8 protein-coding genes are annotated in these 19,518 nt (G+C 31.7%); 3 read left to right on the top strand and 5 right to left on the bottom strand.

Annotated features, from left to right (window positions below):
* Positions 1-4: 4 nt before the first annotated feature.
* Together GQR97_RS10315 and GQR97_RS10310 are read right to left on the bottom strand one after the other, a co-directional pair.
* Positions 5-4,339: a CusA/CzcA family heavy metal efflux RND transporter gene (locus GQR97_RS10315; RefSeq protein WP_158848070.1), complete on the bottom strand. Its 4,335-nt coding sequence runs from the start codon at positions 4,337-4,339 to the stop codon at positions 5-7.
* Between the two features lie 122 nt (positions 4,340-4,461).
* Positions 4,462-4,770: a DUF6660 family protein gene (locus GQR97_RS10310; RefSeq protein ID WP_158848068.1), complete on the bottom strand. Its 309-nt coding sequence runs from the start codon at positions 4,768-4,770 to the stop codon at positions 4,462-4,464.
* 586 nt (positions 4,771-5,356) lie between these two features.
* Between GQR97_RS10310 and GQR97_RS10305 the strand changes: the two genes are divergently transcribed.
* From GQR97_RS10305 to GQR97_RS10295, 3 genes are all read left to right on the top strand, one after another.
* Positions 5,357-5,872: a hypothetical protein gene (locus GQR97_RS10305; protein WP_158848066.1), complete on the top strand. Its 516-nt coding sequence runs from the start codon at positions 5,357-5,359 to the stop codon at positions 5,870-5,872.
* 4 nt (positions 5,873-5,876) lie between these two features.
* Positions 5,877-8,189, top strand: coding sequence for an FG-GAP-like repeat-containing protein (locus GQR97_RS10300; RefSeq protein ID WP_158848064.1), 2,313 nt, complete (start codon positions 5,877-5,879; stop codon positions 8,187-8,189).
* Between the two features lie 1,011 nt (positions 8,190-9,200).
* On the top strand, positions 9,201-11,921 hold the full coding sequence (locus tag GQR97_RS10295) for an ice-binding family protein (protein WP_158848062.1): 2,721 nt from the start codon (positions 9,201-9,203) through the stop codon (positions 11,919-11,921).
* Positions 11,922-12,204: 283 nt separating this feature from the next.
* On the opposite strand, the gene GQR97_RS10290 is transcribed toward GQR97_RS10295, so the two are convergent.
* The 3 genes from GQR97_RS10290 to GQR97_RS10280 form a co-directional block, all read right to left on the bottom strand.
* A complete protein-coding gene (locus GQR97_RS10290; RefSeq protein WP_158848060.1) occupies positions 12,205-12,987 on the bottom strand; it encodes a competence protein CoiA in 783 nt (260 codons plus the stop codon).
* 335 nt (positions 12,988-13,322) lie between these two features.
* Positions 13,323-17,576, bottom strand: coding sequence for a hypothetical protein (locus GQR97_RS10285; protein WP_158848058.1), 4,254 nt, complete (start codon positions 17,574-17,576; stop codon positions 13,323-13,325).
* A 66-nt stretch (positions 17,577-17,642) separates the two neighbouring features.
* Entirely contained in the window at positions 17,643-19,511 is a 1,869-nt protein-coding gene (locus tag GQR97_RS10280; protein ID WP_158848056.1) for an ATP-dependent helicase, read from the bottom strand.
* Positions 19,512-19,518: the final 7 nt, after the last annotated feature.

The following is a 19,518-nucleotide window of genomic DNA, read 5'->3' as shown; positions in this document are numbered from 1 at the left end:
TTTCTTATTGATTAAAATATTGTAATTGAAATATACTTTCTAAATAGTTTGCTAACGCTGTTTGTGCTTCCAGTTCCGATTGAATAGCTTCTTTAATAAGTTGTGTAAACGCTGTGTAATCAATCTCTCCTTCTCTATAAGCAAACAAAGCACCTGTTTTTTGTTCTTTAATAAGTGGTAATACTTCATTCTTATAGAACAGCCAAGATGTTTTCCATTTTTGGTAATTTTCTTTAGCTTGATTAAATTTAGATTGTACTTCCTTTTGTTTGAACTGCATATTTGATTCGGCAATTTGTCTATCAATTTTGGCTGTTCTAATTTGTGCTTTTGTTGTACCTGATAAAAACGGTATGGAAATACCAGCCTGATAGCTATAAAATCCAGAATTTCCATTTACTTTTTGCAAGCCACCTTGAAGGTTGAATTTTGGTAAATTTTCGGCTTTAGCAGCTTTATAGTTTGTTTCTGCTTCTGTGACTTGAAGTTGAGAAATAGTAAATATAGGGTGTGCTTCTAAACTGAAGGAATCTACATTTAATTCGCTCTCAATATTAATTTCATCTGAAACCGTAAAAAATCCATCTGAAACCAACCAAAGGTTTAACTGTTGTAATGCAATAACATAGTCACTTTTTGATTGCATAAATTTATTCTGAATTTGTAAGGCTTGATTTTTGGCAGCCGAATATTCTAAACGTGAAATTGCTTCGACTTCATAATTTAATGCAACTGATTTTTCAAAGTTGGTATAAATAGAATCTAACTCTTTGTATAAATTATAATTCCTTTTACTCTGTAAGGCATTTGCCCAAGCTTTTTTTACTTCCAATTCTAAAGCTAATTCTGAAAGCTGAAAGGCTTTTTGGGCTAACTGAATACGTTGCTCCTGTAATTTTCTCTTTGGTGAAATACCAAACACGTCTATATTTGATTGACCAATACCTATAGTTGTATAAATACCTGTACCATTGTTGATTTCTTCGCCACCCGTAAAAATTTGGGTAGTACCAAAATCGAAAGCAGTTCCTTTTAATTGTTGTTGCTTATCAATTTCAAGCTGTTGTTGTTTTAAACTTGGATAGTTTTCTTTAGCCAATTTCACAGCTTCTTGCATTGAAATATTAGGTAACGAATCGTTTATTTGTTGTGCGTTTCCTGTAATTGGCAACAAAAACATAAAAGCTACCATAGCAGTAACTGTAATTACTTTTTTGCCTGCTCTAAAATTGAATGATTTGTTTTCTACCCAATGATATAATATAGGTAAAACGAATAATGTTAATAATGTAGACGTTAATAAACCACCAATTACAACGGTTGCTAAAGGTCGCTGAACTTCTGCACCAGCTGATGCTGAAATTGCCATAGGTAAAAAGCCTAAAACATCTGTAAAAGCGGTTAACATAATTGGTCTAATTCTTCGCTTTGTACCTTCAATGATTCTATCTTTTAGATTGGTAACACCTTCTTCTTTTAACTCATTCAGACCACTAATCATTACCAATCCGTTTAATACTGCAACACCAAATAAAACAATAAAACCAACACCTGCCGAAATACTAAAAGGCATATCACGCATCCATAAGGCAACAACACCACCAATGGTTGCCATTGGGATTGCTATGTAAATCATCAACGTTTGTGATAACGATTTTAGAGCAAAATAAATTAGTACAAAAATGAGTAACAAGGCAATAGGAACAACAGTTTGTAAACGGTTACTGGCACGTTCTAAATTTTCAAAAGCACCACCATAGCGAATGAAATAACCAGAAGGCAGTTCTAATTGTGCATCTAATTTTGATTTTATTTCTGTTACCAATGATTTTACATCACGCCCTCTTACATTGATACCAACATAGGTTCTTCTATTGGTATTGTCCCTGCTGATTTGCATTGGACCTCCTTTGTAACTTACATCTGCTACTTCGCGAAGTGGAATTTGTGCACCAGAAGGTAAGTTGATATACAAATTTTGCACATCTGTTATGTCTTTACGATTATGAGAACTTAACCTAACCACCAAATCAAATCGTTTTTCACCTTCAAAAATAGTTCCTGCTATACCTCCTGCAAAAGCTGATTGTACAATTTGATTTAATGTGTTTATTTGAAGTCCGTATTGTGCCAATTTACTTCTGTTATACGTAATTGTCATTTGTGGCAAACCTGTTGTAGCTTCCGCTTTCATATCGCCAATACCTTCTGTACCAGCAATGATTTTAGATATTTCTTCTGCTTTTTGAGACAGTAGATCTATATCTTCTCCATAAAGTTTAATCGCAATATCTTCTCTAACACCTTCAAGTAATTCATTAAAACGCATTTCAATGGGTTGTGTAAATTCATAGTTAACACCAGGAATTATTTCCACAGCTTCTTTCATTTTTTCAATGAGTTCATCTTTTGTCTCTACAGTAGTCCATTCGCTTTTTGGTTTCAGTATTACAAAAACATCAGCAATATCCATTGGCATTGGATCTGTTGGTATTTCTGCAACACCAATTCGACTTACAATTTTTTCGACTTCTGGAAACTTTGCTTTTACAATTTGCTCAATTTTTGTAGTTGTTTCAATCGTTTCTGTAAGTGAGCTACCGGGTTTTAAGATAGCGTGAAATGCAATATCACCTTCATCTAATTGTGGAATAAATTCGCCACCCATTCTTGTAAACATAAAAACTGCAATACCAAATAATACAACAGAAACACCAATTATTAATTTTCCTTTCTTTAAGGCTTTTTCTAATAGCGGTTGGTATTTACGTTCTACCCAATGCACAAATTTATCACCATATGATTGTTTGTCATTTTTTGGTGCTCTTAAAATAAGTGCAGACATCATTGGTACATACGTCAAACAAAGTACCATTGCACCAATCATTGCAAAAATGAAAGTCAATGCCATTGGTTTGAACATTTTTCCTTCAATACCTTCTAATGCTAATATTGGTAGAAATACAATTAGGATAATCAGCTGGCCGAAAAAGGCAGCATTCATCATTTTTTTTGAGGCATTTGCTGCAACACCATCACGCTCTTTGGATGTCAATTTCCTTTTCTTTAGAACTTGCGAAGCAATTAGGAAAACGGTACTTTCTACAATAATCACAGCACCATCGACGATAATTCCGAAATCTATTGCTCCCAGGCTCATTAAATTAGCCCAAACATCAAATACATTCATTAGTATAAATGCGAATAATAGTGATAATGGAATTGTTGAAGCTACTATTAAACCACCACGCCAATTGCCTAATAAGAAAATAAGAACAAATATTACTATTAATGCACCTTCAATTAGATTGGTAGCGACTGTTGAAGTTGTTTCTGCTATTAATTTACTTCGGTCTAACAAAGGTTCGATAATGACTCCTTCTGGCAATGATTTTTCAATTTGAGCCATTCGCACTTTTACATTCTCAATAACATCGTTTGAATTAGCGCCTTTAAGCATCATAACCAATCCACCAACTACTTCGCCTTCTCCATCTTGGGTTAAAGCGCCATAACGAATAGCTGCACCAAATTGTACCTTAGCAATGTCGCCAACGGTAATTGGAATATTGTTTGTGTTTTTAACCGTAATCTTTTTAATATCATCTAAACTACGCACCAAGCCTTCGCCACGAATAAAATTGGCTTGATGGTTCTTTTCAATGTATGCACCACCTGTATTTTGATTGTTAGCCTCAAGTGCTTCAAAAACATCGGTAATTGTTAAACCAATAGCTTTTAGTTCGTTTGGGTCAACAGCAACTTCGTACTGTTTAATTTTTCCACCTATTGCGTTTACTTCAACAACACCTTCTACCATAGCCATTTGACGCTGTACAATCCAATCTTGCATTGTGCGCAAATCAGTAACCGAATATTTGTCTTTATACTCTGGTTTTACTTTAAGTGTGTATTGATAAATTTCTCCTAATCCAGAAGAAATTGGACCCATAGTTGGCTCTCCAAAACCACTCGGAATTTGTTCTTTGACTTCGTTTAGTTTTTCAGCTACTAACTGACGCGGTAGATAAGTTCCCATATCATCGTCAAAAACTATAGTAACCACAGATAAGCCAAAACGAGAAATGGAACGGATTTCCTTTACATCAGGTAAGTTACTCATTGCGACTTCCACAGGATACGTAACAAATTGCTCAATGTCCTCTGTACCTAAATTGGGTGCTTGCGTAATGACTTGTACTTGATTATTGGTAATATCTGGAACAGCATCGATTGGTACTTGGGTCATACTCCAAATACCTGCTCCAACAATGGTAAGCGTTAGCAAACCAATAATGAATTTGTTATTGATTGAAAAATCAATGATTTTATTAATCATAGAAAATATTTTAATTCAGTTAAACTTTTCGATACAATTCTGCTATAAGAAATAGAATTACACGAAATGAAAAGAACCATATAGGCTCGAAATTGGATATAGTTATCCTTTAAAAAACTGAATTATGCCCTTGGTGGCTGTAAAATGGAAGTAGTAAAATCTTTTTCTGTACCGTTTAAGTAAAGAAAATCTTGAGTAGAAATATAAGGAAAATCAAGCTTTAAATCTGCAAATTGAAAATGTGTAGCACTAATATGGCAACATTGACAAATACAAAAAGGTGAACAAGAATCTGAATCTTGGTGATGATGTTCGTCCGTAGCTTGAGATATTTCAGTTTTAGCATCATCATTAGTCGGTATATAATCTGCACAAGGTGCTAAATTAAGTACGAAGATGTAAATTGATAATATGAATGCTAAATATTTCATTGTAGCAAATATATAAATTATTTAATGCAATGGTCGTGCAAAGGTATATTTGTCATTCCACACACATTATGCTTCCCTCCTACGTCGTCGCATAAAAAGTGTTCCATTAACATTGTAGAAGAAACATTTTAGGATAAATTTTTTCAAGAAACTTAAGAGGAACTTTCGCTTTTAACCAAAGCTCAAGTTACATAACGCAGAACATTATAGTACAAATATAATATATGAGAAAAATAGTGATCGGTTTTGCTTCGCAGCGTTTAAAAAACATTTGTATCTATAATTAGCCGTTATGTAAAATAGCAGCTACCAAGCGCTCGATTGTTTTATAAAATCAAATTGCTCTGGCAATTTATTTTACACACAATTATCCAACGCTTGCCAACGCCAAAATAAAAGCTAACCTTTTTGCTATTATTAAAAATCACGTATTTGATAAAATGTACGTAATAAAAAATTTTAGACGATTCTCGTGGATTGCCATTTAAATAAAAAAAGGGTAAAACCCCTCTTCAAATATAGGTTTTACACTCTTTTATATAGATGTTTTAAAGATTACTCTTGTATTAAACAAATCATTCACCTAATGAAATCATACTTGCTATTAACCTACTTTGTAGGACTGTTTTTGAGTTTTACCGAATGTGGAGGAAGTTCGTTCCTAAAAAAAGAAAGCAAAGAAATGGCTATAAATAAACAGGATACCACGATTACGGTTCTTCAACATTATCGCATAACTGTTCCAGATGTTTACAATATAAAATTTGGAGAGGGCGATGATACTGAGTTTTTTGAAGTATCGCGTCCGGACCAACATCTCTTAATTTCGTATGAAATAGGCCCAGGTGCAAAGAAAAAAAACATCACTGAATATATTGAAAAAGCAAATGTAAAAACCATTTTTATTAAAACGTTAAATTCAAATGACTTAAAGTTTTCATATATGAATACAGGAAATAATTTTAGGCAATTGGAGGGTATCGTTTATTTGGAAAGTAGAACAGACTCATTACTTACTCCCCTTTTTGACTTCAGTGTAAAAAGAGAACTCTTAAAAAACACCATCATCATATTTGAAACATTAACTATAATTAAAAACTAGAATTATGAAAACTCAATTCATTTCAGCAATCTTATTATTCTTTTCCGTTGCCATATTTAGGGCACAAGAAACACAATGTACAGCAAAACCATCTCAGCAACATGTAAAGGCATGGAGTAATTCTAATTCTGTATTCAATAAACGATTAAAATTTGTAAAAAACTATTCTATCGAAACGTTGAAGAATGTTAAAAAAATAGAGTTTCAGCAAAATAATTTTAAACTAAAAGAGCTGACATTAAACAAAAAAATTAATGGAGGCGAACTTTTTGGATCCGCAAGAAGCATCCCTATAGCCGCCCATATTGTTCGAAGAAGTGACAAAACAGGAGGACTTTCAGAAGCTGATCTTCAGGTATCCTTAACTAGAACTAACGTAGCGTATGCTTCTCTTAATATGAATTTTTTCGTTGACGCCATTTATTATATTGATTCGGATCAAATATTCAATAAGTCATACGGATACTTAGACGAGATTGTTGGTTTATCAGTCAATAGTCGAAACATTGCTAAAAAATTAAACGTCTATTTCGTACCGAGTTCGAGTACATCTTGGGCAAACTTTCCTAGTAAGGATGCAAAAGAACAACATATTTTAATGAATAATTCACACGTTAAAAACGAATCTACATTTGCTCATGAATTAGGACACTGGTTTGATTTATGGCACACCCATGAAACCGCTGCTGGATCCGAATTGGTAAATCGAAGTAATTGTTCATCGGCAGGAGATCAAATATGCGATACACCTGCCGACCCTAGCTTGTCTGGAAAAGTAAACTCAAATTGCCAATACACAGGAAATAATATAGATTCCAACGGTGAAACTTATACCCCAAACCCAAAAAATATGATGAGCTACGCTCCTAAAATATGTAGAACAGAATTTACAAACGAACAGATATTTAGAATTCAATCTGCATATCTAGGCATGGAAACAGACCGCGGATATACTTTTGATGAGGCTAGCAATGGTGTAATTCAAAGCTTTGGGTCGTCTTTTGCTACTGGAGACTTTAATGGTGATGGATTTAAAGATGTGGCCATTGGCGCTAAGGCCAGCGAAAATAACGAAGGAAGAGTTATAATTTACAAAGGAAATGCAAACAATTTTCTTGTTTATGACAAGACTTTAGATCAACAAGGATTGGGTAAAAATGAGGAAGGCGACCAATTTGGTGCATCGTTGACAGCTGGTGATTTTAACGGAGATGGGAAAGATGACCTTGCTGTTGGACTACCAGGGGAATCTCCTGGCAATTCACCTAAGTCTGGTTTTGTAATGACTTTTAAGGGTTCTAGCAATGGCCTCATTCCGTGGCAAGGCATCGATCAAAAAGGACTTGGTAAGAATGAGAATGGAGATCAGTTTGGTGCATCGTTGACGGCTGGTGATTTTAACGGAGACGGGAAAGATGACCTTGCTGTCGGACTACCAGGGGAATCTCCAGATAATTCGCCTAAGTCTGGTTTTGTAATGACATTTAAAGGTTCTAGCACTGGCCTTAAGCCGTGGCAAGGTATCGATCAAAAAGGACTTGGTGAGAATGAGAATGGCGATCAGTTTGGTGCATCGTTGACGGCTGGTGATTTTAACGGAGACGGAAAAGATGACCTTGCTGTTGGACTACCAGGGGAATCTCCAGGTAATTCACCTAAGTCTGGTTATGCCATGACTTTTAAAGGTTCTAATAATGGTCTTAGCCCATGGCAAGGAATTGACCAAAAAGGGTTAGGGAAAAATGAAAAAGGAGACCTCTTTGGAGCATCAATGATTGCAGGCGACTTTAACGGTGACAACAAAGACGATCTTGTTATTGGTCTTCCCGGAGAAGCTCCTGGTCAATCCCCAAAATCTGGATATGTAATGTCTTTCAAAGGTTCTACAGCCGGTCTTATTCCATGGCAAGGAATTGATCAGACGGGATTAGGGCAGAACGAAAATGGCGATCAATTCGGGGCGTCACTCACAGTTGGTGATTTTAACGGAGACGGAAAAGACGACCTTGCTGTTGGCCTTCCTGGTGAAGCTCCTGGCGATTCACCTAAATCAGGTTATGTTATGATTTTTAAAGGGAATAATAGTAAATTGACGCCATGGCAAGGCATCGATCAAAAGGGACTTGGCCAGAATGAGAATGGCGATTTATTTGGTGCCTCTTTGATTGGTTCTGATATTAATAATGATAATAAGTGTGATTTATTGGTTGCTGCTCCTAACGAAAAGCCAGGAAATAGCCCTATTAGATCTGGATTTGTTTTTCTTTTTAAAGGAGGAGTATCAAATTTATCTACTGTAAAAGGTGTAAACCCTTAGTTGAATGCCCTCGAGGGTTCAAACAAAAGAAGGAGGACTTATAAGCCATTTATATCCTTACCACTTCAAACCGCTTCAGGTGTTTATATTGTGATAGTGGAAACGTTAACAGGTAAAGTAAAAAAGAAAATAATTATTTATTAACTGATAATTGGCTACTTATTAGATTAAAAAAGACACTATCCTAAAAAGTGTATAAGTTGAAAATTTCAGGGTTAAGTTATTTATAGCTTAATCCTGTTTTCAAATATAGCTAAAAATTGATTTAGTATAACTCCCCAATTTCTAATGGGCATCGTCCATTTTTTTAGTGCTTTTGTAGGCTTCCATTTTTTGTAGGCTTTTAATCTTAAATTAGAATTTTATAATTAATCCATTTCACACATATTACACTTCCCTCCTAGGTCGTCTCATAAAAAGTGTTCCATTAACATAGCAGAAGAAACTTTTGAGAATAAAATTTTTCAAGAAACTATAGTAAAAACTTTCACTTTTTACCAAAGCCCAAGTTACATAACGCAGAACATTATAGTACAAATGCTATTATTGGTGTTATATGAGAGAAGTCCATTTGATAGCTATAATTCTATATTAAGTTAAATAACCCAGAAGCATTCATTTTCATTAGAATAATTTGAACTTAGGTTATTAAACTATTAAGCCGTTTGCTAGGCAGAGTTTATAAACATTTGTATCTATAATTAGTCGTTATGTAAAATAGCCGCTACCAAGCGCTCGATTGTTTTATAAAATCAAATTGCTATAGCAATTTATTTTACACACAATTATCAATCGTTTCCAGCGAACAATATAAAAACCTTTACTTTTTTTTACTTACTCGATATTAAAACTAATCTATTATAATAAGACAGTGCCCTTAGTTAATTATACCTACTTTCGCATTTAAGTGATAATTGAAGCCCCAATTATACAAATTCACAGGTAGCAAATGGTTGTTTGACAACTTTCACCTAAAGGGTATGATTAGTACAAATCTTAATACCCAAATTTATGATTCCGACAACAAAATTCTTGTTTCCCATTTTTCTGATTATTATATTTTTCTTAAGAATTGATAGAGCTGAGTCTCAAATTAATCTTGAATCCATTGAAAATTTTTCTCTTTACACAAACACCGGCGCGGTATCGAACACTAGTACTTCATATATCTCAAATGATATTGGCACGAATTCAGGTGCGATATCTGGTTTTGGACCTCCGTCAGTTGTAAAAGGGAGTATTCAAAACACAAATGCTATTTCCTCACAAGCGGCCTTAGATTTAAATGCTGTTGTTGTTCAAATAAACACTGCCGTAACTACAGACACTCATCTTCCGGTTTTTGGTAGTGAGACGTTAACTCCAGGGGTTTATTATCAAGCCGGTGCAGCCTCTATAGCTGGGACGCTTACTTTAGATGCTCAAGGAGACCCAAATGCGGAATTCATCTTTAAAATAGGCGGTGCTTTATCAACTGCTGCAGGTACGACCGTAGTTTTGATTAATTGCGCTTCATCAGATAAAATATTTTGGTTGTCTGGTGGTGCCATTTCAATGGCGGCTTCAACAACTATCAGCGGAAATCTAATTAGTAATCCTGGAGCGGTCGATATAGGTTCGGGCGGTAAAATAACAGGTAGAATGCTTTCTACGACTGGGGCTATTTCTGTTTATGGATCGGAAGTAGATCATGGAATCCCGAGAGTAGGTAACGTTACTCAACCAACATGCGGTATGACATCAGGAAGTTTCCAGATTATAAACTACAATGCTACCAGCACCTATACCTTTACACCAAGCGTGGTTAGTATTTCGGGTACAGGATTGGTAACCGCAAATGCAAATACCTATACTTTTACAGTTACAAATGCTGGTGGTTGCAGTCCTTCGGTTGGTTCAGTAAATGTGGTAATTACACCAACCATAAATTATTGGACAGGAGCAACCAGTTCAGATTGGAATGATGCAGGAAACTGGACCTGCGGTACTCCTACTACTTTAAATGATTTAATTAATATTATTCCTGTAGTAACAACATACCCAATAATTGGAGCGGAACCTGATAATGCTGGTCTTGCAAAAAATCTTGAAATTCAAAGTGGTGCTTCATTAAACATAATAAGCAATAGTTTACAGGTTACCACGAATTTAATGCTGAATGGCAAAATTGACTTAGAAGGAGGATCGCAATTATTACAAAATACCGGAAGTATTTTTGATGCGGCAAGTACAGGCTCTATAGAAATTGACCAACAAGGAACGGGTAATAATTTTAGATATAATTATTGGAGCTCGCCGGTTCACTCAATTGGAGCAAATTATACGATTGGAGACGTTTTAAATGATGGTACAGACCCAAACGCTATTAAAACTATTGATTTTGATGCACCTTATACATATGCTGACGGGATACCAAGTTCACCAATTAAACTTAGTACCTATTGGATGTACAAACTAGAAGATTCTAATTTGGGTTATAGCGCTTGGACTAGAGTTGGTAATTCAGGGGATTTAAAGGTTGGACAAGGCTATTCCATGAAAGGTTCAAATACCGATGCCACAGAACAAAACTATACGTTTTTGGGCCAACCAAATAATGGTATTATTGAATTAACTATAGGCGCTAATAATGAATATTTGATTGGAAACCCTTATCCTTCTGCCATAGATGCTAATAAGTTTATTGATGACAATGGATTAGCGCTGGGAACAGGTTCAATAACTGGAACTATTTATTTGGGGGAACATTATGGCGGCGACACCCATTATTTGGCAGATTATCAAGGAGGTTATGCAACCTATTCTAAAGGTGGTGCCATTTCAGCGTCTTCAAACCCACCTGTTCCAGGCATGAGCACTATAGGAACGTCAGTAAAAGGCGTACCAAAGCAATATATTCCTGCTGGTCAGGGCTTTTTTGTTGTGGGTGATGCAGATGGCGGACAAATTCAATTTAATAATAGTCAGCGTGTTTTTATAAAGGAATCTTCTGGAAATTCTATTTTTATGAAATCCAATAATTCAAAATCGGAAACCGCTACTATGCAAGGAGATGATTTCAGGCCAAAATTCAGAATTGGTTTTGATTCCCCTGAATTAAATCACCATCAAATTTTACTGACTCTTGATAAAAACACGTCGGATGCTGTAGATTGGGGGTACGATGCCGAAATCTACGAGGTTTCTGATAATGATATCTATTGGGATCTTGACAATAAAAAATACGCCATCCAAGTCACTAATGAATTTGGTTTTGACAAAGAAATTCCCATAGGGATTCAAACAAAAACAGGTGGACTTATAAGTATTAATGTGGATGAGTTAGAAAATGTAGAAAAAAACACTTCTCTTTATATTAAAGACATTTTAACAGGTGAAACACATGATATTACAAATAAAACTTTTGAAATTAATTTAGAGGCAGGTGAATATAAAAATAGATTTTTACTTGTATTTCAGTCCCTTTTAAAAACTACGGAAGCGGTGGCTTTATTTGAAGGTGTCGATGTTTATATGAATAATTCAATTTCCAAATTAGAATTGAATAGAATTGCAGATATAGAAATACTCAATGTTAGTTTGTTTAATTTTTTAGGACAACAAGTAAAAGCATGGAGTATTAAAAAAAATGAGCCATTTATATCCTTACCACTTCAAACAGCTTCAGGTGTTTATATTGTGATAGTGGAAACGTTAACAGGTAAAGTAAAAAAGAAAATAATTATTTATTAACTGATAATTGGCTACTTATTAGGTTTAAAAAAACACTATCCTAAAAAGTGTGTAAGTTCAAAATTTCAGGGTTAAGTTATTTATAGCTTAACCCTATTTTAAAATATAGCTAAAAATTGATTTAGTATAACTCCCCAATTTCTGATGGGCATCGTCCATTTTTTTAGTGCTTTTGTAGGCTTCCCTTTTTTAGGACACCTTAAAATTCGACAAATAATCATTATTAAGTTCAGATTTGATCAAGAATTTAAATTCTTGATCAAAGAAGAAAGAAAAATCAAGACTACATATTATTTTGACCAATTGCTTTTCCAATGAAATAAGACTTATTAATTCTTCTTACACAATAAAGACCTTTACTGTCATATTTCATTAACTTCCATAAGACTTCTCCTCCAAAATCAATAAACACATCGGTTTTGGATCTAAACCAAACATCTCGTCTTTTTACCCAATCAAATAAATGATGACCAATATAAGATTCTTCTACTTCATTCTTTATCTCACTATAATCATGCAATCTAACTAGTATTATTTCATCATAGCTACTTTTCCAATCTGGGTTTTCCGAATATTTAAAGAAACCTCGACCTAAGTGGTCTTTTTTTGTAGATTCAAATGCAATATCTATAAAAGTCTTATCCCTAGGGTTTGGAAGTTCACCAAGAATATGGAAGTTCTTTACAAATTTTTCGCCATTAACAATCCACAACATTTTTTTATAAAATTTTTCTCTGGATTTAAGTTCTTCAATTGACATTGGAGAATTTTGAATTTCTATTACAAAGTCTTTTTCTGTTTTTATGTCTGCAATATGTTTCTCACCAGTTATTTTATCATATTGAATGACTTCTTGCCATTCAATTGGAAAGTAAGATTTCCACTTTCGATGCCACTCAGTTTCATTTTCCCACCAATTATCGCAATGTTCAAGAGTTTTATGCGCCCAATGGTGGATTATTTTTGAACCACATTTAGCAACAGTTTCTTGATTACAACATATACAAAGCCCTTTACCTTTTGGAAACGCTTCAACCCTATTACCATTAACAATTGAGAACTTCATACTTGTTTTTTGAACTTAATTTAGTCAGAATACAATTATATTAATGCTTTTCATTTAGAATAATTTTTTTAATCAAATTTTTAAAGTTCTTCATCTTTTTTTTTTGATAAAAAAAGAAACAAAAAAATCATGACTGCATATAATTTCGGAAACAATTACGGCTCTTTACGCTATATTTTAGGAAGCATTATAACTCGTTAAGATTGCTTTGAAATTATTGTGTATTTCCAGCTCTTAAGAAACTTTATTACTAGACCCCTAAAATATGAACGCTCCATTAACTTATTGTTTTACCAAAATTCTATGAGGTCGTAAATTGATGTTTTAAATAATAATTATTCTATATCAACAATGTCTTTGTATTCGAAAACCCATTCCTTTCTATCAATTGGAAGACTAATATCAAGTTCGTTTACAACTATTTGTAAAACCATTTGTATTGAATTTCTATCTTTATGATCAATTTCTTTTATACTTTTTATTATTTCAGATAACTCTTGTTTACTACCAACATACTCGTTTTTAACAGCGTTTATACTTCTTTCAAGAACAAATGGGAGTAAAATATTTTTTCTAATACTTGTATGCGTTTTATAAATATTAATTAAATATGGAAAAATGTTAATTATCTGTTCAACAATATTGTTTTTAGTTAAATAAATTACACCTAATTGACTTAATATTTGCAAATTTTTTAGATCGCGATTACCATAGTCATTAGCTTGCTCAATTAAATCTCTTTTTGATAATTTATTTTGTAATATTTCTTGAGTTACATTTAAGACTTCTGTCCACAGGTTACTATCTGAGGCAATACTTTGACAGCCTTCTATTCCTTCGATAAAATTTATTCTTTTTTTTGTTTTATCAATATCTTCAATTAAAAAGGCATTTAGTAGTTTAATGAAAAGTGGAATTACAGCAAAAGTAATAGTTAGATTTTCAGCAATACCCCATTTTTTACTTGGCTTTTCTTTGATAAGCTCTTCAATATCTATGTTTTTAATTTGATCAAATTTCTCTTTCCCTTCTCCTTGAATATGAGTATTTATAGCTGAAAACATTAAATTAGCTTCTAAAGTTTCTTCAACTTTAAAATTAACAAGTGAATATTGTGAACATAAAGCAGAAACCATTAGTAACACATCGTTACTTTCTACTTTTCTAGCTAAATCAAAAGCCTTCAAAGACCAAGTATATGCTTTATTGATATCATCAACTCCATCAGCAAATGAAGCCATTAGAGCCATAGTTAAAGGCTCCTTCTTAATATCATATAAATCTGATAAATCTTTTGTATTAAATGTTAATATACCTTGATATGGTTTTCGGTAATCACTTCCATCATGTACAAATTTAGGTATATCTTCTTTCCCTACAGCAGATGAAATATAACCTATTGCATGAGAAGACCAAGAAAATAAACGTATCCAAAACTCATTAAAATGTTCATTTTTTGATTTAAATAACCTATTTATAAATAGTTCAAAATATTTAAAACTATTTTCAAAATCATTATTCAACCAGTATGCAATTGCAAGTTCACCTTGTATTTGAATAAAATCTAATTCAAAAGTATCTTCATTTAACTGAGCTAATTCATAAGCTTCTTTGAAATAATCTACTGCTTTTGAAGTGTTTGATTCTGATATAGATGTACCTGCATAAATCAAAGTATCAATATAATTTAATTGATTGACACAATTCAATTCCAAAGCTTTACCTAGATACATATTACTAGAATTTATATCATCATTTCTATATTGTAGTTTTCCTAAATTTTCATACAATAAATACTTAGCCTCTTTTTTCTCGTATAAATTAGCCTTTTCAATAGTTATTTTTTCAGATTTAGCATAATCTTTATTTATATTACATTCAATTGAAATTATCTCTTTGATTACTACTGCTTCTAAAATTTCTTCGTTACGATTACTAAAGTATTCTGCTAAAAAAATCAAATTAGACAAGACTATTTTCCAGTCACGATCTACTTCATTTTTTTCATCTTCTCGATTAATAATTTTTGAAGAAACTAGAGATATTATTGTTTGGGAAATTTCATTTTCAAAAAAATTAAAATCAAATTTTTCTTCTAAAATATTTACTGTTACTAACCATTTTTTAATATCACTCCATTCAATGAATTCATTAATTGGATACCACAAAATTCCTGATAAAGTTTCCTTATCAATTACATCTTTATACAGTTTGTCTAGTTCAGTTATATTATTTAAAACAGCATCAATGTGAAACCAAAATTTTGAAATATTTTCGTGTGCTTCAAAACCAAGACATTGAAGATGTATTAATATCCTCTCTGAAGTAGTTATTCCAGATTCATTTAAATATTCCTCTAAAAATATCTTTTGTCTACTAGAATCTTTTCCTATAATTTTATGCAATCTAATTTGTTCAGTTCTGATATGTGACCTTAATATAATGTCCATCTGAATGGGAATTTTTAATTCTGTCCAAAAACTAAAATACCCCCAACTTAATAAATGATTTACCTGTGATGGATTTGTTGCTGTTTTATATATATTAATTAATACTAAACCTGCATTGTTATAGTCTTTACCATTTAAAAAAGAAGTTATACATCTAGATGCATTTATCTCATCAATCAATCCATCTTGAATTATTGAATTAGCAATTGCTAAATGTATATTTTGTATTGTATCATCTGATAAATTTTTTTTACCGATTTCGGATATTAATGGAGAAACATTAAATAGTTTATCATTAGATTCTTGTATCCATAAATTAAGTAAATCTTGCAATCTTTCATATGGATGAGGGATTTTCAAATTTATGTTTGATACTAACTTTACAGTTGTAAAATCAAAATCCCAATAAATCAAACTAAGTCGATAAAGTAACTCTTTAGAATCATTATTTGATATAAATTTTTTAATTAAAAGTTGAGAATCATCTAGTACTCCATCAGTGAAGTTCTTTTTTAATAGCGTGTCAAATATGTCAGTAGATTTTTCTCCCCAATCAATCGATTTTAAATGGTTTAAAATACCACTTAAAAGTCTTGGGTTTCTTTTTGAAAAAGATACAATTAAATCAATGTAATCGTGTACATACTCGTTTGCTTTGATATTTTTTAAATATTCTTTTATTTCTTCATCTGAAAATTCAAACTTATCTATTTCTATAAGTGAACTATCTGATATAACCGACTTTATAGACTCAGTAACTTTATAATTCGAAGTAGTCAACAACTTTATTTTGGAATTCTCGAACTTGTTTACTATTAATACGAATAAGTCTCCGAATGAAGTTCCTAACTCAATTTTAGGAATATCATTTAAAATAATTAATGTATTATTTGGTACTGAGCTTATTATATTGTCTAGCCAAAAACTTCTAATATGATCTATATTCTTTTTAGATATAATGGACAAAAACGCTTCTAATAATGCAGATGATTTCTCTAAATCTTGATTGTAAGCTCTTAAGTCTAGCCAATAATAGCTTTCAAATTTTTGACTAATTAATGAGGCTAGTTGAGACTTCCCTGTTCCATTTATTCCTTGAAATCCAACCCAAGAGTGACTATTAAAATAGTTTAAAATAGTTTCAACTTTTTTTTCTCTAAGTGAACCATTTCGAATCACTGGAGGCGATTTTATCGATAAGTTTTTCACTTTGTATTCAAAAACAGCATTAGAATTTGCAATTAATTTAGCATCACCAACCAATTCAGCTATTTTGCCACTATTAATAGCAACTTTATCCTCCAATATTGTAATTCTACCATCAATATCAAACAATAGTTTATTCAATATTTCTAAAACTTCTAAATCACTCGAATCTAATTTTGGTAATGCAGCTTGAATATTTAATTTTTCTTCATCTAATTGCTTTAATTCTTTTTTACATAAAAGTTTAAAAACAAAAAGAAAAAGTCTAGAATATATTAACTCAGTAGAATCTATTTCTGTACTAAAATTATCAGATATTTTATTTTTAACTCGATTAGCAATTTGTTCAATATTCTCATTATTAAAACTCCATTCAAAATCTTTAATAAAACCAATTAATTTTTTTTTATCCTCAATTAATTCATTAAAAGCTATCCAATCTTTTTTTAATTCTGATTCTTCAGAAATTTTTTTATTAATTTTTTGAGTTAAATGTGTTTTTATTTTTATTAACCGTTTATCGTCTATTTTTATATCTTTTATATTTCTTAATTCGTTCCAAGTCTCTATTCCACTTTTACTTTTCACAAATAGAGCTGGTCTCTCTAATACATAGCTAGTATTCGTTATAAATCTATATAAGATTCTATTGGATGGGTTGTTCTTTTTATGAATGAAAAAATTTAATAATAGTTCAAGTACTTCTGTTTGATTTAATGATAGGCCACCTTCTCTATATTTTACTTGTTCTAAATCTCTAGATATCTCTTGATTAGACAAATCTCTGGTAACTATATCAATGTCTTCTCCTTTTTCTAACTCTAAAACTTCATTCGATTTTAAATCCAACCACCTCAAAATAGTAAGATCGACTTGATATACAAAACCTCTTATCGTAGACCAAGCATCTCTATTTTTGATTTTTTTGAACATATGATTTTATAATTAATTTAATACTAATTTATTCAGGTTTTGGAATATGCAACCTTTATTCTTATTCTAAAGAGGTATTACATTGGTTTCACCAAACCATTCTTTAGCTTTTGCAATTACGTCATCACTTGGTGAATTGAAATAGATAGCCAATTTTTCTTTAGACCTTGTACAACAAACATAGAATAGTTTTTGAGTTCTTTCTAGTACAGATTCAGAACCTGCAACTAAAAAGAGGTTTTTAAAATTATAATTATTCCACCCTCCATTGTCCAAAATCACTAATACATTATCAAATTCCGCTCCTTTAGTCTTATGTTGAGTTGAAAAGGGAGTAAAACCTTCTAAGTAAATAAATAATTTTTGGAACTCCTTATATTTTACATTTTTAACTCTGTTAAATAAATACTCCTTATCAATTTTAAACCTTTCTAATTTATCATCAATTAAACAAACACCATTTTCATTGGCTTCATTTATTACTTCTTCAATCGTTTTTTCTCCAACATTAATTAATGATTCGATACTCGCTTTTAAAACTCTTTTGTCTTCTATTCTTCGAATGTTAAATCTATAATCTGTGTCTCTTAAAAACTCATTATAACGTTTGTTAGAATAAAGAAAAATATTAGTTTCTATTTTAAACAAATGTCTAATTAAAGCATCTCTTTTTGAACCTTTTTTGTTTTCATTATCTTCATTTTGTTTCTTATCATCAAGTAATTGGTCTTTATCTACATATATTTTTGAAAAAACATCCCAATTTTGATTCCTGGCGACATCATATAATTCTGGATTATTATCGATAAACTGTTGCATACTATTTGTAGGGTTTACACCTACTAAAAAATCTAAAACTTCTCCAAAAGTCATAACAGAGAAATCTTCATCAATTCCATTATCTTTAATGTATTTGCGAACTCGATTTTTGTATTTTAATACCCCATCACTATTATAGATATTCATTAAGTTTCTAATTCCAGCTTTATCTGCAATTAGATTATGAGTTAAATTAAGTTCTTTTGTGTTTTTTGAATCACTAAAATTCCAACTAAGATGTTCTTTTATCTTTTTAATGTTTTCATTGTCAGAGTATAAAAATTGAATATCTCCAACTTTTAAAACACCTCCTTCATCCATATTTGGAGCATTTTCATCATCCGATTCAGTTTGTACTAAACCATCTGTTCTAAGTCTATTAGCCAAATCGATAATTAATTTTGGGTTTCTTCTATTTTGTAGTTTTTTAACTTCTCGAACTTCGTCATCTTCTTCACCTTTATATGCATCTAAATTACCAACAGTGTTATCATAAATACATTGCATTGCATCTCCAAAAAAACCAATAATATTTTTTTTATTACTTAGCTTAAAATGCTCTAAAAAAATCTCTATCACCAATTTGCTGGTATCCTGATATTCATCAACAAAAATGAACTTAAACCTATCTTTTAGTATGTCATTTAGTTTTGGGTATGTTTTAAATAAGTGATTAGCTAATATCAATAATTCGTCGTGAGATATTATACCATCTTGTAAACGTAAATACTCTTTATATTGAATTCCTTTTTCTAAATCATCAAAAAAATCATTAGGAACTGGATTAACACTTGAAATATTAATTCTAGTAATTAAATCATCATTAGCCAAAACAGTAAGACTTTGTTTTAGTTCTTTTTGAAAATGCTTTATATTATCCCATAGGAAGTCGTGAATTGTAGTAACATTTAAGTTTTTATGATTTACTCTTTCTTCAATTTCTTTCACAGCTGCATTCGTATATGTCATACAAGCAACTTTTGCAGTAGGAAAATCTTCAATACATTTTTTAATAACTTGAACTAAAGTATATGTTTTTCCACTACCAGCTCCACCACTTAATAAGAAATTGTTACCATTTCCAATATGGTTCATTATCTGTTGAAATTCATCCATAGATCTT

Origin of the sequence: Algibacter sp. L1A34 (assembly GCF_009796805.1) — a bacterium.
Classification (GTDB): Bacteria; Bacteroidota; Bacteroidia; order Flavobacteriales; family Flavobacteriaceae; genus Algibacter.
This window is presented reverse-complemented; position numbering and strand designations above follow the sequence as displayed.

Coding starts and splice junctions, on each gene's coding strand:
- GQR97_RS10315 (WP_158848070.1), bottom strand. CDS start 4,339: ATGATTAATAAAATCATTGATTTTTCAATCAATAACAAATTCATTATT.
- GQR97_RS10285 (WP_158848058.1), bottom strand. CDS start 17,576: ATGTTCAAAAAAATCAAAAATAGAGATGCTTGGTCTACGATAAGAGGT.
- GQR97_RS10300 (WP_158848064.1), top strand. CDS start 5,877: ATGAAAACTCAATTCATTTCAGCAATCTTATTATTCTTTTCCGTTGCC.
- GQR97_RS10290 (WP_158848060.1), bottom strand. CDS start 12,987: ATGAAGTTCTCAATTGTTAATGGTAATAGGGTTGAAGCGTTTCCAAAA.
- GQR97_RS10310 (WP_158848068.1), bottom strand. CDS start 4,770: ATGAAATATTTAGCATTCATATTATCAATTTACATCTTCGTACTTAAT.
- GQR97_RS10295 (WP_158848062.1), top strand. CDS start 9,201: ATGATTCCGACAACAAAATTCTTGTTTCCCATTTTTCTGATTATTATA.
- GQR97_RS10305 (WP_158848066.1), top strand. CDS start 5,357: ATGAAATCATACTTGCTATTAACCTACTTTGTAGGACTGTTTTTGAGT.
- GQR97_RS10280 (WP_158848056.1), bottom strand. CDS start 19,511: ATGGATGAATTTCAACAGATAATGAACCATATTGGAAATGGTAACAAT.